Origin of the sequence: Mesorhizobium sp. M5C.F.Cr.IN.023.01.1.1, assembly GCF_003997585.1 — a bacterium.
In the GTDB taxonomy this organism is placed as follows: Bacteria; Pseudomonadota; Alphaproteobacteria; order Rhizobiales; family Rhizobiaceae; genus Mesorhizobium; species Mesorhizobium wenxiniae.
Genome location: NZ_RZSU01000004.1, coordinates 20,341 through 35,522 on the forward strand (window position 1 = coordinate 20,341; position 15,182 = coordinate 35,522).

A 15,182-nucleotide genomic window follows, 5' to 3' on the forward strand; every position below is an offset into this window, starting at 1 on the left:
AAAAGTGGACGCTCATGGCCGCACCGAAACTCGATCAGATCGACCTCAAAATCCTTGACGCGGTCCAGCGCGACGGGCGCATCACAAAGCTGGCGCTCGCCGACAAGGTTGGCCTGTCGCCGACGCCGTGCTGGATGCGGCTGCGCAAGCTGGAAAAGGCCGGCATCGTCGCCGGCTATCACGCCAAGGTTGCGATGCGCGCCGTTGCGCCGGTCGCAACCGTACTTATGGAGGTGACGCTGGCCAACCACCGCCAGGCCGATTTCGACCGCTTCGAGCGCGTCATCCGCGACGTCCCCGAAATCGTCGCCTGCTGGTCGGTGGGCGGCGGCGTCGACTATCTGCTGAAAGTGATGGCGCGCGACATCGACGCCTACCAGCGGCTGGTCGACGTCCTGCTCGAACGCGAGATCGGCATCGACCGCTATTTTACCTATATCGTCACCAAGACAGTGAAGGAGGAAGTCGCCTTGCCGGTGGCGGATCTGTTGCCGGCGTCCTGACCCTAGAGAGATCGTCCGCCCGAGCGATGCAATAGAGACAATCTCTCTACGCGCGGGCGCCGAAACAGCCTCTCTGTCTGGGCCGCGCGAATAATCTTACTGTATCACTTCGAACGGGAGACATCGAAATGTCCGCGCATTTTGCCCGCCCACAGCGCCATGAAGCGCTTGACCGCCTCGCCGACCGCCGGTTGCTGCGCGAACTCGCCTATGTCGACGGCCACTGGACTGCGAGTGAAGCCGCCGAGAGTTTTGAGGTGACCGACCCTGCCACCGGCGCCACCGTCGCCTTTGTTGCCGCGCTCGATAGCAGGCAGACGAGCAAGGCGATCGACGCGGCCTCCCGCGCCTTTCCCTCCTGGCGCGCGGCTCTCCCACAGGAACGCGCGAGAATTCTGCGAAAATGGTTCGACCTGATCATCGCTGCCAAGGATGATCTGGCGCTGTTGATGACGCTCGAACAGGGCAAGCCGCTTAGGGAAGCGCTTGGCGAGATCGACTACGCCGCCTCCTTCGTCGAGTGGTATGCCGAGGAGGCAAAACGGCTCAACGCCGAAAGCGTCAGCAGCCACTTGCCAAACGCCGAGATGATGGTGCGGCGCGAACCGCTCGGCGTCGTCGGCGTTGTCACCCCGTGGAATTTTCCCGCGGCCATGCTGACCCGCAAGGCGGCGGCCGCCCTTGCCGCCGGCTGCACCATCGTCGCGCACCCTTCGTCGGAAACGCCGCTGTCGGCACTGGCGCTGGCCGAGCTCGGCGAACGCGCCGGCCTGCCGGCAGGCGTCTTCAACGTTCTCACCGGCAAGGCTTCGGCCATCGTTGGGCGGATGTGCGAAGACGCTCGCGTCCGGGCCATGAGCTTCACCGGCTCGACCGAGATCGGCAGGCTGATCGCCGCGCAAAGTGCGCCGACGATGAAGCGGCTGGTGATGGAGCTTGGCGGCCACGCGCCGCTGATCGTCTTCGCCGACGCCGATCTCGACAAGGCTGTGACCATAGCCGTCGATGCCAAATTCGCCACTTCCGGCCAGGATTGCCTCGCCGCCAACCGCATCTATGTCCAGCGCCCGATCTACGATCGTTTCTGCGCCGCCTTCGCCAGGCGCATCGAGATGCTGCGGACCGGCAATGGCCTGGCTGATGACACTGACATCGGGCCCTTGATGCATGAGCGCGCGGTCAAGAAGGTCGAGGAGCAGGTCGCCGATGCGCTCGCCCATGGCGCACACTGCCTCACCGGCGGCAAACGCGATTCTGCAGGACCGCTGTTCTACCGCCCGACCCTGCTCGCCGATGTCAGCGACGACGCGCTGATCATGCGCGAGGAAACGTTTGGTCCGGTCGCCGCCGTCACGCCCTTCGACGGTGAAGACGAGGTCATCGCTCGCGCCAACGCCACCGAATACGGGCTTGTCGCCTACGTGGTCACCGAGAACGGCGGCCGCCAATTGCGCATGGGCCGCGCGCTCGACTATGGCATGGTCGCCATCAACCGCGTGAAGATCACCGGGGCGCCGATCCCCTTCGGCGGCGTCAAACAGTCCGGCATCGGCCGCGAGGGCTCGCGCCACGGGCTCGAAGCCTTTACCGATCTCAAATATCTCTGCCTAGACGTCGCGTAAACCGCGCCCGACACTTTTCCTCAGGAGTAAAAAAGATGCTCGACCAGTCCAACGAACTCGCCGCCTGGGACCGCGACCACTTCTTCCATCCCTCGACCCATATGGGTACCCACGCGCGCGGCGAGAGCCCGACCCGCGTGATCGCCGGCGGCGAAGGCGTCACCATCTGGGACAATAATGGCCGCAAGAGCATCGATGCCTTCGCCGGGCTCTATTGCGTCAATGTCGGCTATGGCCGGCAGAAGATCGCCGATGCCATCGCCGCGCAGGCCAAGAACCTGGCCTATTACCACGCCTATGTCGGCCACGGCACCGAGGCCTCGATCACGCTTTCCAAGATGATCATCGACCGCGCCCCCCAAGGCATGTCGAGGGTCTATTTCGGCCTCTCCGGCTCCGACGCCAACGAAACCAACATCAAGCTGATCTGGTACTACAACAACGTGCTCGGCCGGCCGGAGAAGAAGAAGATCATCTCGCGCTGGCGCGGCTATCACGGCTCCGGCGTCATGACGGGGTCGCTGACCGGGCTCGACCTGTTCCACAACGCTTTCGACCTGCCGCGCGCGCCGATCCTGCACACCGAGGCGCCCTACTACTTCCGCCGCGCCAACCGCTCGATAAGCGAGGAGCAGTTTTCCCAATACTGCGCCGACAAGCTGGAGGAAATGATACTGGCTGAGGGCCCGGACACGGTCGCCGCCTTCATCGGCGAGCCGATCCTCGGCACCGGCGGCATAGTGCCGCCGCCCGCTCTTTATTGGGAAAAAATCCAGGCAGTGTTGAAGAAGTACGACGTACTGCTCGTCGCCGACGAAGTGGTCACCGGCTTCGGCCGGCTGGGCACGATGTTCGGCGCCGACCATTACGGCATCAAGCCCGACCTGATCACCATCGCCAAGGGCCTGACCTCGGCCTATGCGCCGCTGTCGGGCGTCATCGTCTCGGACAAGGTCTGGCAGGTGCTGGTGCAGGGTTCCGACAAGCTCGGCTCGCTCGGTCATGGCTGGACCTATTCGGCGCATCCGATCTGCGTCGCCGCCGGCGTCGCCAATCTGGAACTGATCGACGAGATGGACCTGGTGACCAACGCCGGCGAGACCGGCGCCTATTTCCGCGCCGAACTAGCGAAAGCCGTCGGCGGCCACAAAAATGTCGGCGAGGTGCGCGGCGACGGCATGCTGGCGGCAATCGAATTCGTCGCCGACCGGGACGACCGCGTGTACTTCGATGCCTCGCAAAAGATCGGGCCGCAGGTCGCGACAGCCCTTGGCGAGCGCGGCGTCATCGGCCGCGCCATGCCGCAGGGCGACATTCTGGGCTTCGCGCCGCCGCTCTGCCTGACGCGCGAAGAGGCCGACATCGTAGTGTCAAAAACGGCTGATGCGGTGAAAAGCGTGTTTGCCAACGTCTGAAGGCTGATATGAGCGCGATGACCAAGACCCTCCCCGCCACCATGGCCGCCGTGCAGCTGGTCGGCCACGGCGGGCCGGAAAAGCTCGTCTACCGCACCGACGTGAAAGTGCCTTCGCCCGCGCCTGACGAAGTGCTGGTCAAGGTGACCGCTTGCGGCATGAACAACACCGATGTCTGGGTGCGCCAGGGTGCCTATGGCACGGAAGAAGATGCTGCCGCCGTGTCGACCTGGCGGCGGCAAGGCAACACACTGACCTTCCCGCGCATCCAGGGCACCGACACCGTCGGGCACATCGTCGCGGTCGGCGACGGTGTTTCTTCGGCCCGCATCGGCGAGCGGGTGATGGTCGATTTCTCGATCTACAACCGCGACGACGATTCCCTCGCCGACATCGACTACATGGGCCACGGCCGCGACGGCGGCTATGCCGAATACCAGGCCGTGCCGGCCGAGAACGCCCATGTCGTCGCCACCGAGCTGACCGATGTCGAACTCGCCACCTTCTGCTGCGCTTATCTCACCGGCGAACAGATGCTGGAACGCGCCGCACTAAGGGCGGGCGAGCGCGTGTTGGTCACCGGCGCGTCGGGCGGCGTCGGCTCCGGCATCGTGCAATTGGCGCGGGCGCGCGGCGCCATCCCCTTTGCCATCGTCGGCAAGGGCAAGGAACAGGCCGTGCTCGACATCGGCGCCGAGGCGGTGATCACCCGTGGCGTGGCTGACCTGCCCGCCGCAGTGAACGCGGCGACCGGAGGCCAGCCGATCGACGTGGTTGCCGACCTGGTCGGCGGCGCCATCTTCAACGACCTTTTGCGCATTCTTCGGCCCGAAGGCCGCTACACAACGGCCGGCGCGATTGCCGGCCCGGTCGTGCAACTCGACCTGCGCACCATGTATCTCAAGCAGTTGCAGCTGCACGGTTCCAGCCAGGGCACGCGTGCGGACTTTCGCCGTATCGTCCGCTACATCGAAGAGAAGAAGATCCGGCCGCTGGTTGGCGGTGTCTACAAGCTCTCCAATTTCCACCGCGCCCAGGCGGATTTCATCGCTAAGGACTTTGTCGGCAAGCTGGTGGTCGTTCCGGATGCCGTTTCGGCCGCCAATGGATAGAGCAACTCGGTGTGTTGAGATTCAGGTCAGGCCGCGCCGAGAATGATGGTTTCCGAGAACCGGAGCGGAGCGTACTAAAGTACGTGAGCACCGGAAGCGCAGGGAACCGCCGTTTGCAGGCCGGCATCACCTGAATATCGACGCACCTTAGCTCGGGCTGTTCGCCGACACGGTAAGGTCGAGCGCGACATGGCCTTGCGGCGCGCCGAAGCGAAGGAAGGCTTCCGACAGCGTCGCGAACACCGGCCCAGCGTCGCCTCTCAGCTTGGTGCAGAAGTTCTTCGACCTGTCGAAGACGCCCGAAGTCTTGAGGAAGTCGATGCAGCCGTAGATCTCGTCCATGTGATGGCCTTCGCCGAGCGGATAGAGCGAGAACTGCGCGGCGACCTCTTGTTCGAGCTTTTTCGCACCGTCGACATGCGCCCGCGCCGCGCCGATGCGCTCGGCCAGGGAGAGTTCGTGGCTGCTGCCGGAAATCGGTGTGCAGATTGGATCGTCGGGCTCGCCGGGGCAGCCGCGCGACACCGTCGCCGACAAGACGCAATGCACACCACTTGCCGCGGCCGAGGTGAACAGATCGCGTATGGCCGGAAAAAGCTGTTCCGGCGGGCCGACGATCAGCGTCGAGATGTCGTCGGTCTCAATGCGGAAATTCGGCCGATAGAAATCCATCGCCGAAATTGCTTTGAGGATGACGCCGACGAAATCGTCGCACATCGGATACAGGGAAATCTGTGCACCTGAAAACATAGTCGCCTCGCTCCGCTGGCATTACCCAGATCAGCTTGAGGGACCGAAGGCTTGCACCTTCCATCTCAGCCCCGGCAATACGGAGCGCCCCTGTCGATATGGGCGACGTAGCAGCTGCGCGAACGATGTTCAAGTACGGTCCAGGGCAATCGCTTAAGACCAATTGCCGAGCGTGGCGCCGCCAGCGAAGCTGCCGACTTTCGCCAATCACCGACGCCCATTCAGCCTCTGCCTTCGGACGACCTGATCAGTTCAGTGACCCGACCTGCTTGACCGCGGCTTCGAGCGATCTTTCAAACGCGTCGACCACCTGATCGACCTGGGGTTCGGTGATGATCAGCGGCGGGCAGAAGGCCAGCGCATCGCCCATGTTGCGCGAGATGACGCCGTTCTGCTGCATGAAACCGTTGACGAGCCCGCCCAGCGCGCCGGCCGTCTCCAACGGCGTCTTGTCCGCCTTGTCGCCGACCAGTTCGACCGCCGCGATCAGGCCGACGCCGCGCACTTCGCCGACAAGCGGGTGCGAAGCGAACTTGCGCAGCCGATTCTGCATATGCGCGCCGACCGTGCGCGCATTGCCGACGAGATCGCGCTCCTCGATCAGCTTCAGGTTCTCCAACGCGACCGCGGCCGCAACGGGATGGCCGCCGCCGGTGAAGCCGTGGCCGAAGGTGCCGATGCGATTGCTTTCGTCGGCAATCGGCTCGAAAACTTTTTCGTTGATCAGCAGGGCCGAGATCGGCAGGTAGGATGAAGAGATCTGTTTCGACAGCACCATGATGTCGGGCCTGATGCCGAAGGTCTGCGAGCCGAACATTTCGCCGGTTCGGCCAAAGCCGCAGATGACTTCGTCGGCAACGAGCAGGATGTCGTATTTCGACAGCACCGCCTGGATCTTCTCCCAGTAACCGGCCGGCGGAACGATGACGCCGCCGGCGCCCATGATCGGTTCGCCGAAGAAGGCGGCGATGGTTTCCGGGCCCTCGGCCAGGATCAGCTTTTCTAAGTCGTCGGCAAGCCGGCTCGAAAACTGCTCTTCGCTCTCGCCTGGCAGCGCCTCGCGCCAGTGGTGCGGCGTCGACGTGTGCAGCACATTGGCGATCGGCAGGTCGAAGGAAATGTGGTTGTTGGGCAGGCCGGTCAGGCTTGCCGCGGCAATGGTGACGCCGTGATAGCCTCGATTGCGGCTGATGATCTTCTTGCGTGCCGGCTGGCCGAGCGCATTGGACCGGTACCAGATCATCTTCATGGCCGTATCGTTGGCCTCGGAGCCGGAATTGGTGAAATACGCCTTGCTCATCGACACTGGCGCCATCTGCACAAGCTTCTCGGCGAGATCGATCAGCGGCGAATGCGATTTGGAACCGAAGTCATGATAGTAAGGCAGCTTGGACATCTGGCGCACCGCCGCGTCGACCAGCCGCTTCTCGGAGAAGCCGACCGCGACGCTCCAAAGTCCGGCCATTGCTTCGATATAGCGGTTGCCGGCGAGATCCTCGACATAGATGCCGTCGCCTTTCTCGATGACGAGCGGCCCTGCTTCCTCATGCTTGCGGGCATTGGTGTAGCCGTGCATGTGGTAGCTGATGTCGCGAGCTTCGGGAGAATTCGGTCGAGCGTCCATGATGGTTCCTGTCCTGCATGCCGGGACGTGCGTCCTTGCCGCCGTTCGGCGCGCATCGGCAGGTCCCTCTGGCATTAATGCTGTTTGGTGCATCTGTTTCTTGTAAGGGTGTCAAGCCCTTTCGAAAGCGCTGGCGGATGGACGGAAGACATGCAGAATTTCAACTTCGAGGCCGCAAAACGCGAGAACCTGCGCCAAGCCGGCTGTGCGCATCGCCGAGCCGTCATTCCTAAACGGCTCACCAGGCACAACATAGAGGCTGAGGTGGCCTGATCGTGGACCATGTCGACTGCATCGTTGCCGGCGCCGGGGTCGTCGGCCTCGCGATCGCGCGCGAGATGGCGCAGCGCGGCATGGACACCCTGATCCTCGAAGCCGAGAACGCCATCGGCACCGGGATTAGCTCGCGCAATTCCGAGGTTATCCATGCCGGCATCCACTATCCGGCCGGATCGCTGAAGGCCCGGCTCTGCGTGGCAGGCCGGGAAAGGCTCTACCGTTATTGCCAGGAGCGGGCGGTGCCGCATGCGCGCTGCGGCAAGCTCATCGTCGCCACGAATGCCGGACAGGAGCCGGTGCTCGCTTCCATCCTGGCCAACGCCTCTGCTTGCGGCGCGGGCAACCTGACGCCCTTAACCGCCGCCGAGGCGCGCAGGCTGGAGCCGAAGCTGCGATGCACGGCGGCCCTTTTGTCTCCCGCGACCGGCATCATCGGCAGCCACGCCCTGATGCTGGCGCTGCTGGGCGACGCCGAGGAGCACGGGGCGACACTCAGTCTCAACACCCGCATCGTCGCCGGCCGCATCGAGAGTGGGCGCATCGTGCTCGACACGGTCGACAGCACCAGCGGCGAGCGCTTTGAAATCGCCACCGCGCGCTTCATCAACGCCGCCGGGCTTGGCGCCATGGCACTTGCCGGCTCGCTTGTCGGGCTCGACCGGCAATTCGTGCCAGAACTACGCTACGCCAAGGGCAATTATTTTTCGGTCGCCGGCTGGGCGCCGTTCGCGCGACTGGTCTATCCCATACCCGAACCCGGCGGGCTCGGCGTGCATCTGACGCTCGACCTCGACGGCGTCGCCCGCTTCGGGCCTGACGTCGAATGGACGGATCAACTCGACTATCGCGTCGATCCAGCGCGTGGCGAGCGCTTTTACGACGAGGTCCGCAAATACTGGCCGGAGCTCGCCGATGGCAGCCTGAAGCCGGCCTATAGCGGCATCCGGCCGAAGCTCTCCGGTCCCGGCGAAGTCAATGCCGACTTCGTCATCCAGGACGCGGCGGTGCACGGCGTGGAGAGCCTCGTCAATTTGTTCGGCATCGAGAGCCCCGGCCTGACCTCAAGCCTGGCGATCGCCGACCATGTCGCGCAGCGCCTCGCGCCGAAGGCAAGCTAATCGAGGCGACCTGCGCGAGCGTGCCCGCTGCCAAAAGCATAATCCAAAACGCTCGTAAGCCATCTGTAAGCCGGGGTCGCAGAACCTGGGTCCCTCGATTACCGGGACCATCGATATGAAGAACCGTTTCGAAGCCATACCAAACCCAAGCTGCCGGTTCGAGATCTGCGACAATGAGACCGGCGAGCCCGTCGTCCATCGCGATCGGTTGCTCACCTTCCCCTCGGCGAAGTCAGCGGCAAGGATCGCCGACTTCCTCAACCACAGCCGCAGCCACCGGTGCCGCGCCGGTGCCGCCGAATGGCGCGTCGCGGACCGCGATGTCGTCTGGGGAGAATGACCGCCAAGCTGCTCAACCTCGCGATCGGCTTATGGCGGAGCTTCGCCGGATTCCCGTCCAACGAAATTTGACGGAGGATCGAACGCTTGGTACCGAGCGTCGGAGGAGTCCTCGCCATGACCGATGAACCAAGCCGTGAGCCAGCGCGCGATCCCCAGGATTTGGAGCGCCTGCTGATCTCTCGGCAGTGGGTGGGAGACATCAACGGCATGGCCGCGCTTTTTGAACCCAACGCCGTCGTCGACAGCGGTGAGGGACGACTGACGCTGGGCCGCGAAGCGATCCGGGCACTCTTCGCGGACATCACCGCAACGGGCCGAAAATTTGCTGCCGGAAATCAGGCCCGGCTGTTGTCAGCGGAGATTTGGCGCTCACGTCAACCCGTCTTCCTGACGGCACCGTAACCGCCGAGGTCGCCCGCCGCCAAGACGACGGAACATGGCTATGGGTCATCGATCGATTCTCCGTTGCGTAGCGTCGGCCCGATGCATGAGTTTCGCTAGGGATCATGCGCAAACCAAATGCTACAGCGTCCTTCCGCGTCCGAACGAGCGCACTGAGCTGCGCAAGGGGTGAACCCAATGACTGGTCCGGACTGGCGACCTGAACATTCTGTGTCATGCACTCGACCACGCGCGACGGATAGGCTCGACCATAGCGATATCCGTGACGGACCGGGAACCATAATCCGGCACGATGGTTGTGTGGTCACCAGGTGATCCTCCTCAAGCAAAATGGAAACGGAAGGAACGATCATGCGCATGTTGACGACAATTGCCGCCCTTTCAGGATTGGCCTTGGCGCAGCCGATCCACGCGCAATCCACCGACCCGCAACTTCCCCAAATCGCACCCCCTGCCCCGGAAGCCCTGCCCGATCCAACCCTGCCCGACCAGACGCCGCCTGACCAGGCGCTGCCCGACCAAGCCGTGCCGGATCAAGGTTTCACCGACCAGAACTTTACTGGCATTGCGATCGTCGCCCTCGAGGATTTGCCTCCGGAACTCAAGACACAAGCCGAAGCCGTGATCACTCAGACCAGCGTTGAAGATCTGCTGGCCCTGCAGAGTTCGATCGATGCGTCGCCGCAGGCAGCAACGGCGCTGGCGGCCAGCGGGCTTGATTCCTCTCAGGTTGTCGCTGCCAACATTGATGGCGATGGCACGCTGACGCTGATCATCCAGACAACGACCTGATCGGCGGACCGGAGCACGCGGCTTCGGCAGTAAACTCGGTACAGCGGAGCACCGTCATGGTCGAGGCCGCAGTTCGCAACTTCACCCTCAACTTCGGGCCGCAGCATCCCTCTGCTCACGGCGTCCTGCGGCTGGTGCTGGAACTGGACGGCGAGATCGTCGACCGCGCCGATCCCCATATCGGCCTGCTCCACCGCGGCACGGAAAAACTCATCGAGTACAAGAACTATCTGCAGGCCCTGCCCTATTTCGACCGGCTCGATTACGTGGCGCCAATGAACCAGGAGCATGCGTTCTGCCTCGCCGCCGAGAAGCTGCTCGAAATATCAGTTCCCAGGCGCGGACAGCTCATCCGTGTCCTCTTTTGCGAAATAGGCCGGCTCTTGTCGCATCTCCTCAACGTCACGACACAGGCGATGGATATCGGCGCGCTGACCCCGCCGCTCTGGGGTTTCGCCGAGCGCGAGAAGCTGATGGTTTTCTACGAGCGCGCCTCCGGCGCCCGCATGCATGCGAATTATTTCAGGGTCGGCGGCGTGCATCAGGACCTGCCTCCGAAGCTTCTGGACGACATCTGGGATTTCTGCGACCCGTTCCTCAAGGTCTGCGACAACCTCGACGAATTGCTCACCGGCAACCGCATCTTCAAGCAGCGCAATGTCGACGTCGGTGTGATCGGGCAGGACGACGCCTGGGCTTGGGGCTTCTCCGGTGTGATGGTGCGCGGATCGGGAGCGGCGTGGGATTTACGCAAGGCGCAGCCATATGAGTGCTACCCCGAGATGGATTTCGACATTCCCGTCGGCAAGAACGGGGACTGCTATGACCGCTATCTCGTCCGCATGGAGGAAATGCGCCAGTCGGTCCGGATCATGAAACAGTGCGTGGAAAAACTGCGGTCGCCGGAAGGCCGCGGACCGGTGGCAATTGCGAACCACAAGATCACGCCGCCGCCGCGGGCGACGATGAAACGCTCGATGGAAGCGACCATCCACCATTTCAAACTCTACACGGAGGGTATTCGTGTGCCCGCCGGCGAGGTCTACGCCGCGGTGGAGGCACCGAAGGGCGAGTTCGGCGTCTATCTGGTTTCGAACGGCAGCAATACTCCGTATCGATGCAAGATCCGGGCGCCGTCCTTTGCCCACCTGCAAGCGATGGATTTTCTGTCGCGGGGGCACATGATCGCCGATGTCGCCGCGATCATCGGGTCGCTCGATATCGTGTTCGGCGAGATCGACCGCTGACCACTCACAGGGTGTTTCAGATTTCGAGCAAGGCGTAAGGACGGCCGGTTGGCTTCGCCACGTGCATGGCGACATTATATACTGGGGCACCGCCGGGTGTGCGACCTTCATAGACGCCGCGATGCGCGTGGCCATGCACCACGGCGCTGACCTTGAACCGATCGATCGTCTCCGCCAGGCGCGACGAGCCCAGGAACGGAAAAATCTCCAATGGCTCGCCAGCGACTGTCTCGACGACCGGAGCGTAGTGCAGGACGACGAGCGTACGATTGGTGCGAACCTGCCGCATTGCGTTTTCGAGCCGCATCGACTCGCTGACGCTTTCAGCGACCATCGCCTTGATCGCCGGCTCGCCGAACGAGCCGAGCATGCGTGATCCAAAACCGCCAATGAAACCCTTCACGCCGACAAAGCCGACCTCCTTGATTTCTGTCGTCTGACCGTCAAGAAGATGGACGCCTGCCTGCCGAAGGATGTGGGCGACGTCCTCGACCGCACCGGATTCATAGTCATGGTTGCCGAGCACGGCGACGACCGGGATTGCGCAGGCGCGCAAATCCTCCGCAAGGATTTCGGCCTCTCGGGGCCTGCCGAGATTGGTAAGGTCGCCAGTGAGGACGAGGACGTCCGCTTCGCGCGAGACCTCGCCGAAGAGATCACGACAAGAGGTTTCGGCGTCTTCCTTCACGTGCAGGTCGCCGACAGCCGCAATCCTCACGGTGTCGCCGTTCCCAACCCTTGCCTTGGCGGTTATGCCGTTCTCAGCCATCACGAAATTCTCCTGTTCCACCGACGCCGGCAAAGCCCCACTCCTTGACGTCGATCTCGTAGTCGGTCGGCGAAAGCAGGCGTCCGCGGCAGATCTTCATTCGGGGAGTAGGCAGCTCCCTCTGCTTGGCGAGACGGTCAAGCAATTCGTCGAGCAGCCAGCCCGGTACATGATCGCGCTCGCTCGGATAGATCCATCGGAAATTCAGAAGCTGCATCAACAGCACCTCCCAATGAACCTCCAGATAGGAAAGCAGCCGGTGCCAATCGATCTGATCCTGCGCCTTGAGGATTGTATGAGCGACGTCGGCGCCGTCGTGGCGGCCTCTGTCCTGGATGAAGCACTTGGACCAGATAAGCTCGGTCGGACCGACGATCCGCACCTTACTGCCCAGCAGCTCGATTTGCCGTGCATGCTCCAGCCATTGATCGCCGACCGGCATGGTGCCGTTAGCCGATGCGAATATGACGTCAAAAAAATGCGTGCTTTTGAAGACCTTTCCAAGCCATCGATCGTCCACGATCTCGACCGCATAACCGGCCTGCTTGAAATGGGCGAGAATGCGCGCGTAGTCGCCTGCCTTGCAGAAGATATCGAGGTCCTTCGTCTGGCGCGTAACGCCCGTGTAGGCGCTCACCGCATAGGTGCCAGCGATAAGAAAGGGAATATCCGTCGCGGCAAGCTCGCGGATCGCCTCGGTGTAGAATACCTCGGCCTCGGCGTAGCGAAGCGTTGGCTCCGCTTTTGCGTCGATCGTCGGAACGGATGCCGGGATGGCGCCTCCCGTTGGAGAATCGTTGGTCATGAAATCGTGGCTCCGAGGCACCCGCAACGCAACTGTCCGTCTTTAAACAAAGCCGCCGCCCCATGGTTCCGTTGCCGACAAGGCGGAGCCTTTTTCGCCGCTAGTGAGTTGAAGGTGTGGACAAACCAGCTGCAAGGAGGTGACCATGGAGGACGGGCGCAAAGCGGTACGCGTCAGGCTGAGTGGAAGGGTGCAAGGCGTCTCTTTTCGCGTGTGGACACGGACCGAAGCCGAGAAGCTCGGTCTGTCCGGATGGGTTCGCAACGAGGATGACGGATCCGTAACGGCACTGATCGTCGGAGCCGAGGGCGCGGTTTCGACGATGATGAACCGGTTGTGGGAAGGGCCGACCGGGGCGTCGGTCTCCAGCGTGAAATCCCAAGACGTCGATCCCGGCCAGCAGCCGAACGGATTCAGGATTGTCGGCTAGCAAGCGGGTACCGGGTTTGGAAATGCTTAAGCAAAAGCCAGGCCTCAGCAACTCTTGCCTTCCGCCGCCGGGAACAATCGGCAGCCAGCGCCGTTTGAACCGATCAGCCAAGACAAAGTCACTGGAGCAGATGGCTTTCCGCTCAGTTCAGCGAGAAAGCTTCTCGGGTCAGCTTCGGACTACCGACGGACAGTTCAATGTATGCTCTTGCACTAGCCACTGACTACGACGGAACGCTCGCGGAAAACGGGATCGTTTCCGATGCGACCCGTGCCGCGCTCGGGCGGCTGAAGGAAACCGGCCGCAAGTTGATAATGGTCACCGGTCGCGAGCTTGCCGACCTCGAAAGCGTTTTCCCGGAGCTTGGCATTTTCGACAAGGTCGTCGCCGAAAATGGCGCGCTCGTCTACACGCCGGCTTCGAAGGAGGAGCGTATCCTGGCGCCTGCGCCTCCGGCGGAATTCGTCGACAGGCTGATGATGCGCAAGATCGCGCCCCTGTCGATGGGACGTTCCGTCGTCGCCACCAGGGAGCCCAACGAGACCATCGTGCTGGAAGTGATCAAGGACCTTGGCCTGGAGCTGGAGATCATCTTCAACAAGGGTGCCGTCATGGTGCTGCCGAGCGGGGTCAACAAGGCGACCGGTCTTGCGGCTGCCCTCGAGGATCTGGGATTGTCCGCCCACAACGTCGTCGGCATCGGCGATGCGGAGAACGACCATGCCTTTCTGCGCGCCGTCGGCTTCGGAGTTGCAGTCGCCAATGCACTGCCGAAGGTAAGGGAGACGGCGGGCCACGTGACGAATGGTGCCCGCGGCGCGGGCGTGAGGGAGTTGATCGAGGGCCTCATCTCGCATGACGCCGCCTTGCTGGACACGGCGCGGCAACGCATTGAGATTGGCGCGGACGACGGATCGGGCGCGGTGATGCACCTTTCACCGCGCGGCGGCGGCGTGCTGCTGGCCGGCACGTCGGGGATCGGGAAATCCACCCTCGCCACCGCCCTGACCGAACGCTTCGTCGAGCAAGGCTTCCAGTTTTGCGTGCTCGACCCGGAGGGCGACTACGAGGAACTGGAGGACGTGCTGGTGGTTGGCGACGCCAAAAGCCCGCCGAGCTCGCGCGAAATCTTCGACCTCTTGTCCAAGCCGTCCAACAATGTCGCCGTCAACATGCTCGGGATCAAGACCGCGGAGCGGCCAAACGCCTTCGCCAAGCTGCTGCCGGAGCTTGCCGCGCTTCGCGCCCGCACCGGACGCCCGCACTGGCTGGTCATCGACGAGGCACACCACCTGTTGCCGCATGCGCGGGATGGCACATCCTTTGCGCTTCCAAAAAGCCTTTCGGCGACCATTCTGGTCACCGTTCATCCCGATCTGGTTTCGCGGGACGTGCTGGCAGGTGTCGACACGGTGCTGGCTCTTGGCCCGGAAGCCGACAAGGTCGTCGAAAGCTTCTGTGCCGCAATTGGCGAGGACGTGCCGCAGGGCGTCGTGCCGCCGCCGGAAAACAAGGTCTTGTATTGGAACCGGTCGACAGGCGGTCCCGCAAGACCGATCTCCATCGAGCGTCCCCGGCAGGAACGCAAGCGCCATATCCGCAAGTATGCCGAGGGCGATCTTGGCGACAATAGTTTCTATTTCCGCGGCGCGGACGGCAAGCTCAACCTGAAAGCGCAAAATCTCATGATGTTCCTCCATATCGCCGAGGGGATCGACGACCGCACCTGGGAGCATCACTTGCGCGCGGGCGACTATTCGGCCTGGTTCCGCGACCAGGTCAAAGACCAGGGACTTGCGGAGGAAGCGGCTGTCATCGAGGATGACGATAGTCTCGATCCGCATAGAAGCCGCACCGCCATCGCGGAAGCGGTCCACCGCCGCTACACGGCGCCCGCCGACTGAAATCAGCCCATGGCTGTGGTATCGAGGCTCATTGTATCGACCTTCGCCGATGGCGGATCGCCGCCGAA

General features: G+C 62.9%; 16 protein-coding genes and 1 riboswitch. Of the genes, 12 read left to right on the top strand and 4 right to left on the bottom strand.

Annotated features, from left to right (window positions below; genetic code table 11):
- Positions 1-14: 14 nt before the first annotated feature.
- The 4 genes from EOA78_RS02845 to EOA78_RS02860 all read left to right on the top strand — a co-directional run bounded on the left by EOA78_RS02845 (position 15) and on the right by EOA78_RS02860 (position 4,652).
- Complete coding sequence (locus EOA78_RS02845; RefSeq protein ID WP_127313787.1) at positions 15-503, top strand: Lrp/AsnC family transcriptional regulator; 489 nt, start codon at positions 15-17, stop codon at positions 501-503.
- A gap of 128 nt (positions 504-631) precedes the next feature.
- Positions 632-2,125: an NAD-dependent succinate-semialdehyde dehydrogenase gene (locus EOA78_RS02850; protein ID WP_127313788.1), complete on the top strand. Its 1,494-nt coding sequence runs from the start codon at positions 632-634 to the stop codon at positions 2,123-2,125.
- Between the two features lie 35 nt (positions 2,126-2,160).
- Positions 2,161-3,540 (top strand): aspartate aminotransferase family protein, encoded by a 1,380-nt coding sequence (locus EOA78_RS02855; protein WP_127313789.1) that lies wholly within the window; start codon positions 2,161-2,163, stop codon positions 3,538-3,540.
- A gap of 8 nt (positions 3,541-3,548) precedes the next feature.
- Positions 3,549-4,652 (top strand): alcohol dehydrogenase family protein, encoded by a 1,104-nt coding sequence (locus EOA78_RS02860; protein ID WP_127313790.1) that lies wholly within the window; start codon positions 3,549-3,551, stop codon positions 4,650-4,652.
- Positions 4,653-4,799: 147 nt separating this feature from the next.
- On the opposite strand, the gene EOA78_RS02865 is transcribed toward EOA78_RS02860, so the two are convergent.
- Both EOA78_RS02865 and EOA78_RS02870 read right to left on the bottom strand, forming a co-directional pair.
- Positions 4,800-5,402, bottom strand: a complete 603-nt coding sequence (locus tag EOA78_RS02865; protein ID WP_127313791.1) for a YkoF family thiamine/hydroxymethylpyrimidine-binding protein — start codon at positions 5,400-5,402, stop codon at positions 4,800-4,802.
- A riboswitch (TPP riboswitch) is annotated at positions 5,393-5,504 on the bottom strand. (Overlaps the previous gene by 10 nt.)
- Before the next feature lie 145 nt (positions 5,505-5,649).
- Positions 5,650-7,026, bottom strand: a complete 1,377-nt coding sequence (locus EOA78_RS02870; RefSeq protein WP_127313792.1) for an aspartate aminotransferase family protein — start codon at positions 7,024-7,026, stop codon at positions 5,650-5,652.
- A gap of 150 nt (positions 7,027-7,176) precedes the next feature.
- On the opposite strand from EOA78_RS02870, the gene EOA78_RS37685 reads away from it, so the two are divergent.
- The 6 genes from EOA78_RS37685 (at position 7,177) to EOA78_RS02895 (ending at position 11,206) form a co-directional block, all read left to right on the top strand.
- The gene (locus tag EOA78_RS37685) at positions 7,177-7,299 is read left to right on the top strand and encodes a hypothetical protein (protein ID WP_281034027.1); all 123 of its coding nucleotides are present in this window, start codon (positions 7,177-7,179) and stop codon (positions 7,297-7,299) included.
- 2 nt (positions 7,300-7,301) lie between these two features.
- Entirely contained in the window at positions 7,302-8,423 is a 1,122-nt protein-coding gene (locus tag EOA78_RS02875) for an NAD(P)/FAD-dependent oxidoreductase (RefSeq protein WP_127313793.1), read from the top strand.
- Positions 8,424-8,538: 115 nt separating this feature from the next.
- Positions 8,539-8,763, top strand: coding sequence for a hypothetical protein (locus tag EOA78_RS02880; protein WP_127313794.1), 225 nt, complete (start codon positions 8,539-8,541; stop codon positions 8,761-8,763).
- Positions 8,764-8,879: 116 nt separating this feature from the next.
- Positions 8,880-9,167: a hypothetical protein gene (locus EOA78_RS02885; RefSeq protein ID WP_245477158.1), complete on the top strand. Its 288-nt coding sequence runs from the start codon at positions 8,880-8,882 to the stop codon at positions 9,165-9,167.
- Between the two features lie 351 nt (positions 9,168-9,518).
- The gene (locus EOA78_RS02890) at positions 9,519-9,959 is read left to right on the top strand and encodes a hypothetical protein (protein ID WP_127313795.1); all 441 of its coding nucleotides are present in this window, start codon (positions 9,519-9,521) and stop codon (positions 9,957-9,959) included.
- A 56-nt stretch (positions 9,960-10,015) separates the two neighbouring features.
- Positions 10,016-11,206: an NADH-quinone oxidoreductase subunit D gene (locus EOA78_RS02895; protein ID WP_127313796.1), complete on the top strand. Its 1,191-nt coding sequence runs from the start codon at positions 10,016-10,018 to the stop codon at positions 11,204-11,206.
- A 16-nt stretch (positions 11,207-11,222) separates the two neighbouring features.
- Here the strand turns inward: EOA78_RS02895 and EOA78_RS02900 are convergent, their stop codons facing one another.
- Positions 11,223-11,975, bottom strand: coding sequence for a metallophosphoesterase (locus EOA78_RS02900; protein ID WP_127313797.1), 753 nt, complete (start codon positions 11,973-11,975; stop codon positions 11,223-11,225).
- Positions 11,968-12,780, bottom strand: a complete 813-nt coding sequence (locus EOA78_RS02905) for a hypothetical protein (protein ID WP_127313798.1) — start codon at positions 12,778-12,780, stop codon at positions 11,968-11,970. Before EOA78_RS02905 ends, EOA78_RS02900 begins: the two co-directional genes overlap by 8 nt.
- Positions 12,781-12,925: 145 nt before the next feature.
- Here EOA78_RS02905 and EOA78_RS02910 point away from each other — a divergent pair, with 145 nt between their 5' ends.
- Positions 12,926-13,210 (top strand): acylphosphatase, encoded by a 285-nt coding sequence (locus EOA78_RS02910; protein WP_127313799.1) that lies wholly within the window; start codon positions 12,926-12,928, stop codon positions 13,208-13,210.
- Between the two features lie 197 nt (positions 13,211-13,407).
- Complete coding sequence (locus EOA78_RS02915; protein ID WP_127313800.1) at positions 13,408-15,114, top strand: HAD family hydrolase; 1,707 nt, start codon at positions 13,408-13,410, stop codon at positions 15,112-15,114.
- Positions 15,115-15,182 lie beyond the last annotated feature (68 nt).

Bases quoted from the DNA above. Each gene is read 5' to 3' on its own strand.
- EOA78_RS02845 (WP_127313787.1), top strand. From the start codon at position 15: ATGGCCGCACCGAAACTCGATCAGATCGACCTCAAAATCCTTGACGCG.
- EOA78_RS02850 (WP_127313788.1), top strand. From the start codon at position 632: ATGTCCGCGCATTTTGCCCGCCCACAGCGCCATGAAGCGCTTGACCGC.
- EOA78_RS02855 (WP_127313789.1), top strand. From the start codon at position 2,161: ATGCTCGACCAGTCCAACGAACTCGCCGCCTGGGACCGCGACCACTTC.
- EOA78_RS02860 (WP_127313790.1), top strand. From the start codon at position 3,549: ATGAGCGCGATGACCAAGACCCTCCCCGCCACCATGGCCGCCGTGCAG.
- EOA78_RS02865 (WP_127313791.1), bottom strand. From the start codon at position 5,402: ATGTTTTCAGGTGCACAGATTTCCCTGTATCCGATGTGCGACGATTTC.
- EOA78_RS02870 (WP_127313792.1), bottom strand. From the start codon at position 7,026: ATGGACGCTCGACCGAATTCTCCCGAAGCTCGCGACATCAGCTACCAC.
- EOA78_RS37685 (WP_281034027.1), top strand. From the start codon at position 7,177: ATGCAGAATTTCAACTTCGAGGCCGCAAAACGCGAGAACCTGCGCCAA.
- EOA78_RS02880 (WP_127313794.1), top strand. From the start codon at position 8,539: ATGAAGAACCGTTTCGAAGCCATACCAAACCCAAGCTGCCGGTTCGAG.
- EOA78_RS02885 (WP_245477158.1), top strand. From the start codon at position 8,880: ATGACCGATGAACCAAGCCGTGAGCCAGCGCGCGATCCCCAGGATTTG.
- EOA78_RS02890 (WP_127313795.1), top strand. From the start codon at position 9,519: ATGCGCATGTTGACGACAATTGCCGCCCTTTCAGGATTGGCCTTGGCG.
- EOA78_RS02895 (WP_127313796.1), top strand. From the start codon at position 10,016: ATGGTCGAGGCCGCAGTTCGCAACTTCACCCTCAACTTCGGGCCGCAG.
- EOA78_RS02900 (WP_127313797.1), bottom strand. From the start codon at position 11,975: ATGGCTGAGAACGGCATAACCGCCAAGGCAAGGGTTGGGAACGGCGAC.
- EOA78_RS02905 (WP_127313798.1), bottom strand. From the start codon at position 12,780: ATGACCAACGATTCTCCAACGGGAGGCGCCATCCCGGCATCCGTTCCG.
- EOA78_RS02910 (WP_127313799.1), top strand. From the start codon at position 12,926: ATGGAGGACGGGCGCAAAGCGGTACGCGTCAGGCTGAGTGGAAGGGTG.
- EOA78_RS02915 (WP_127313800.1), top strand. From the start codon at position 13,408: ATGTATGCTCTTGCACTAGCCACTGACTACGACGGAACGCTCGCGGAA.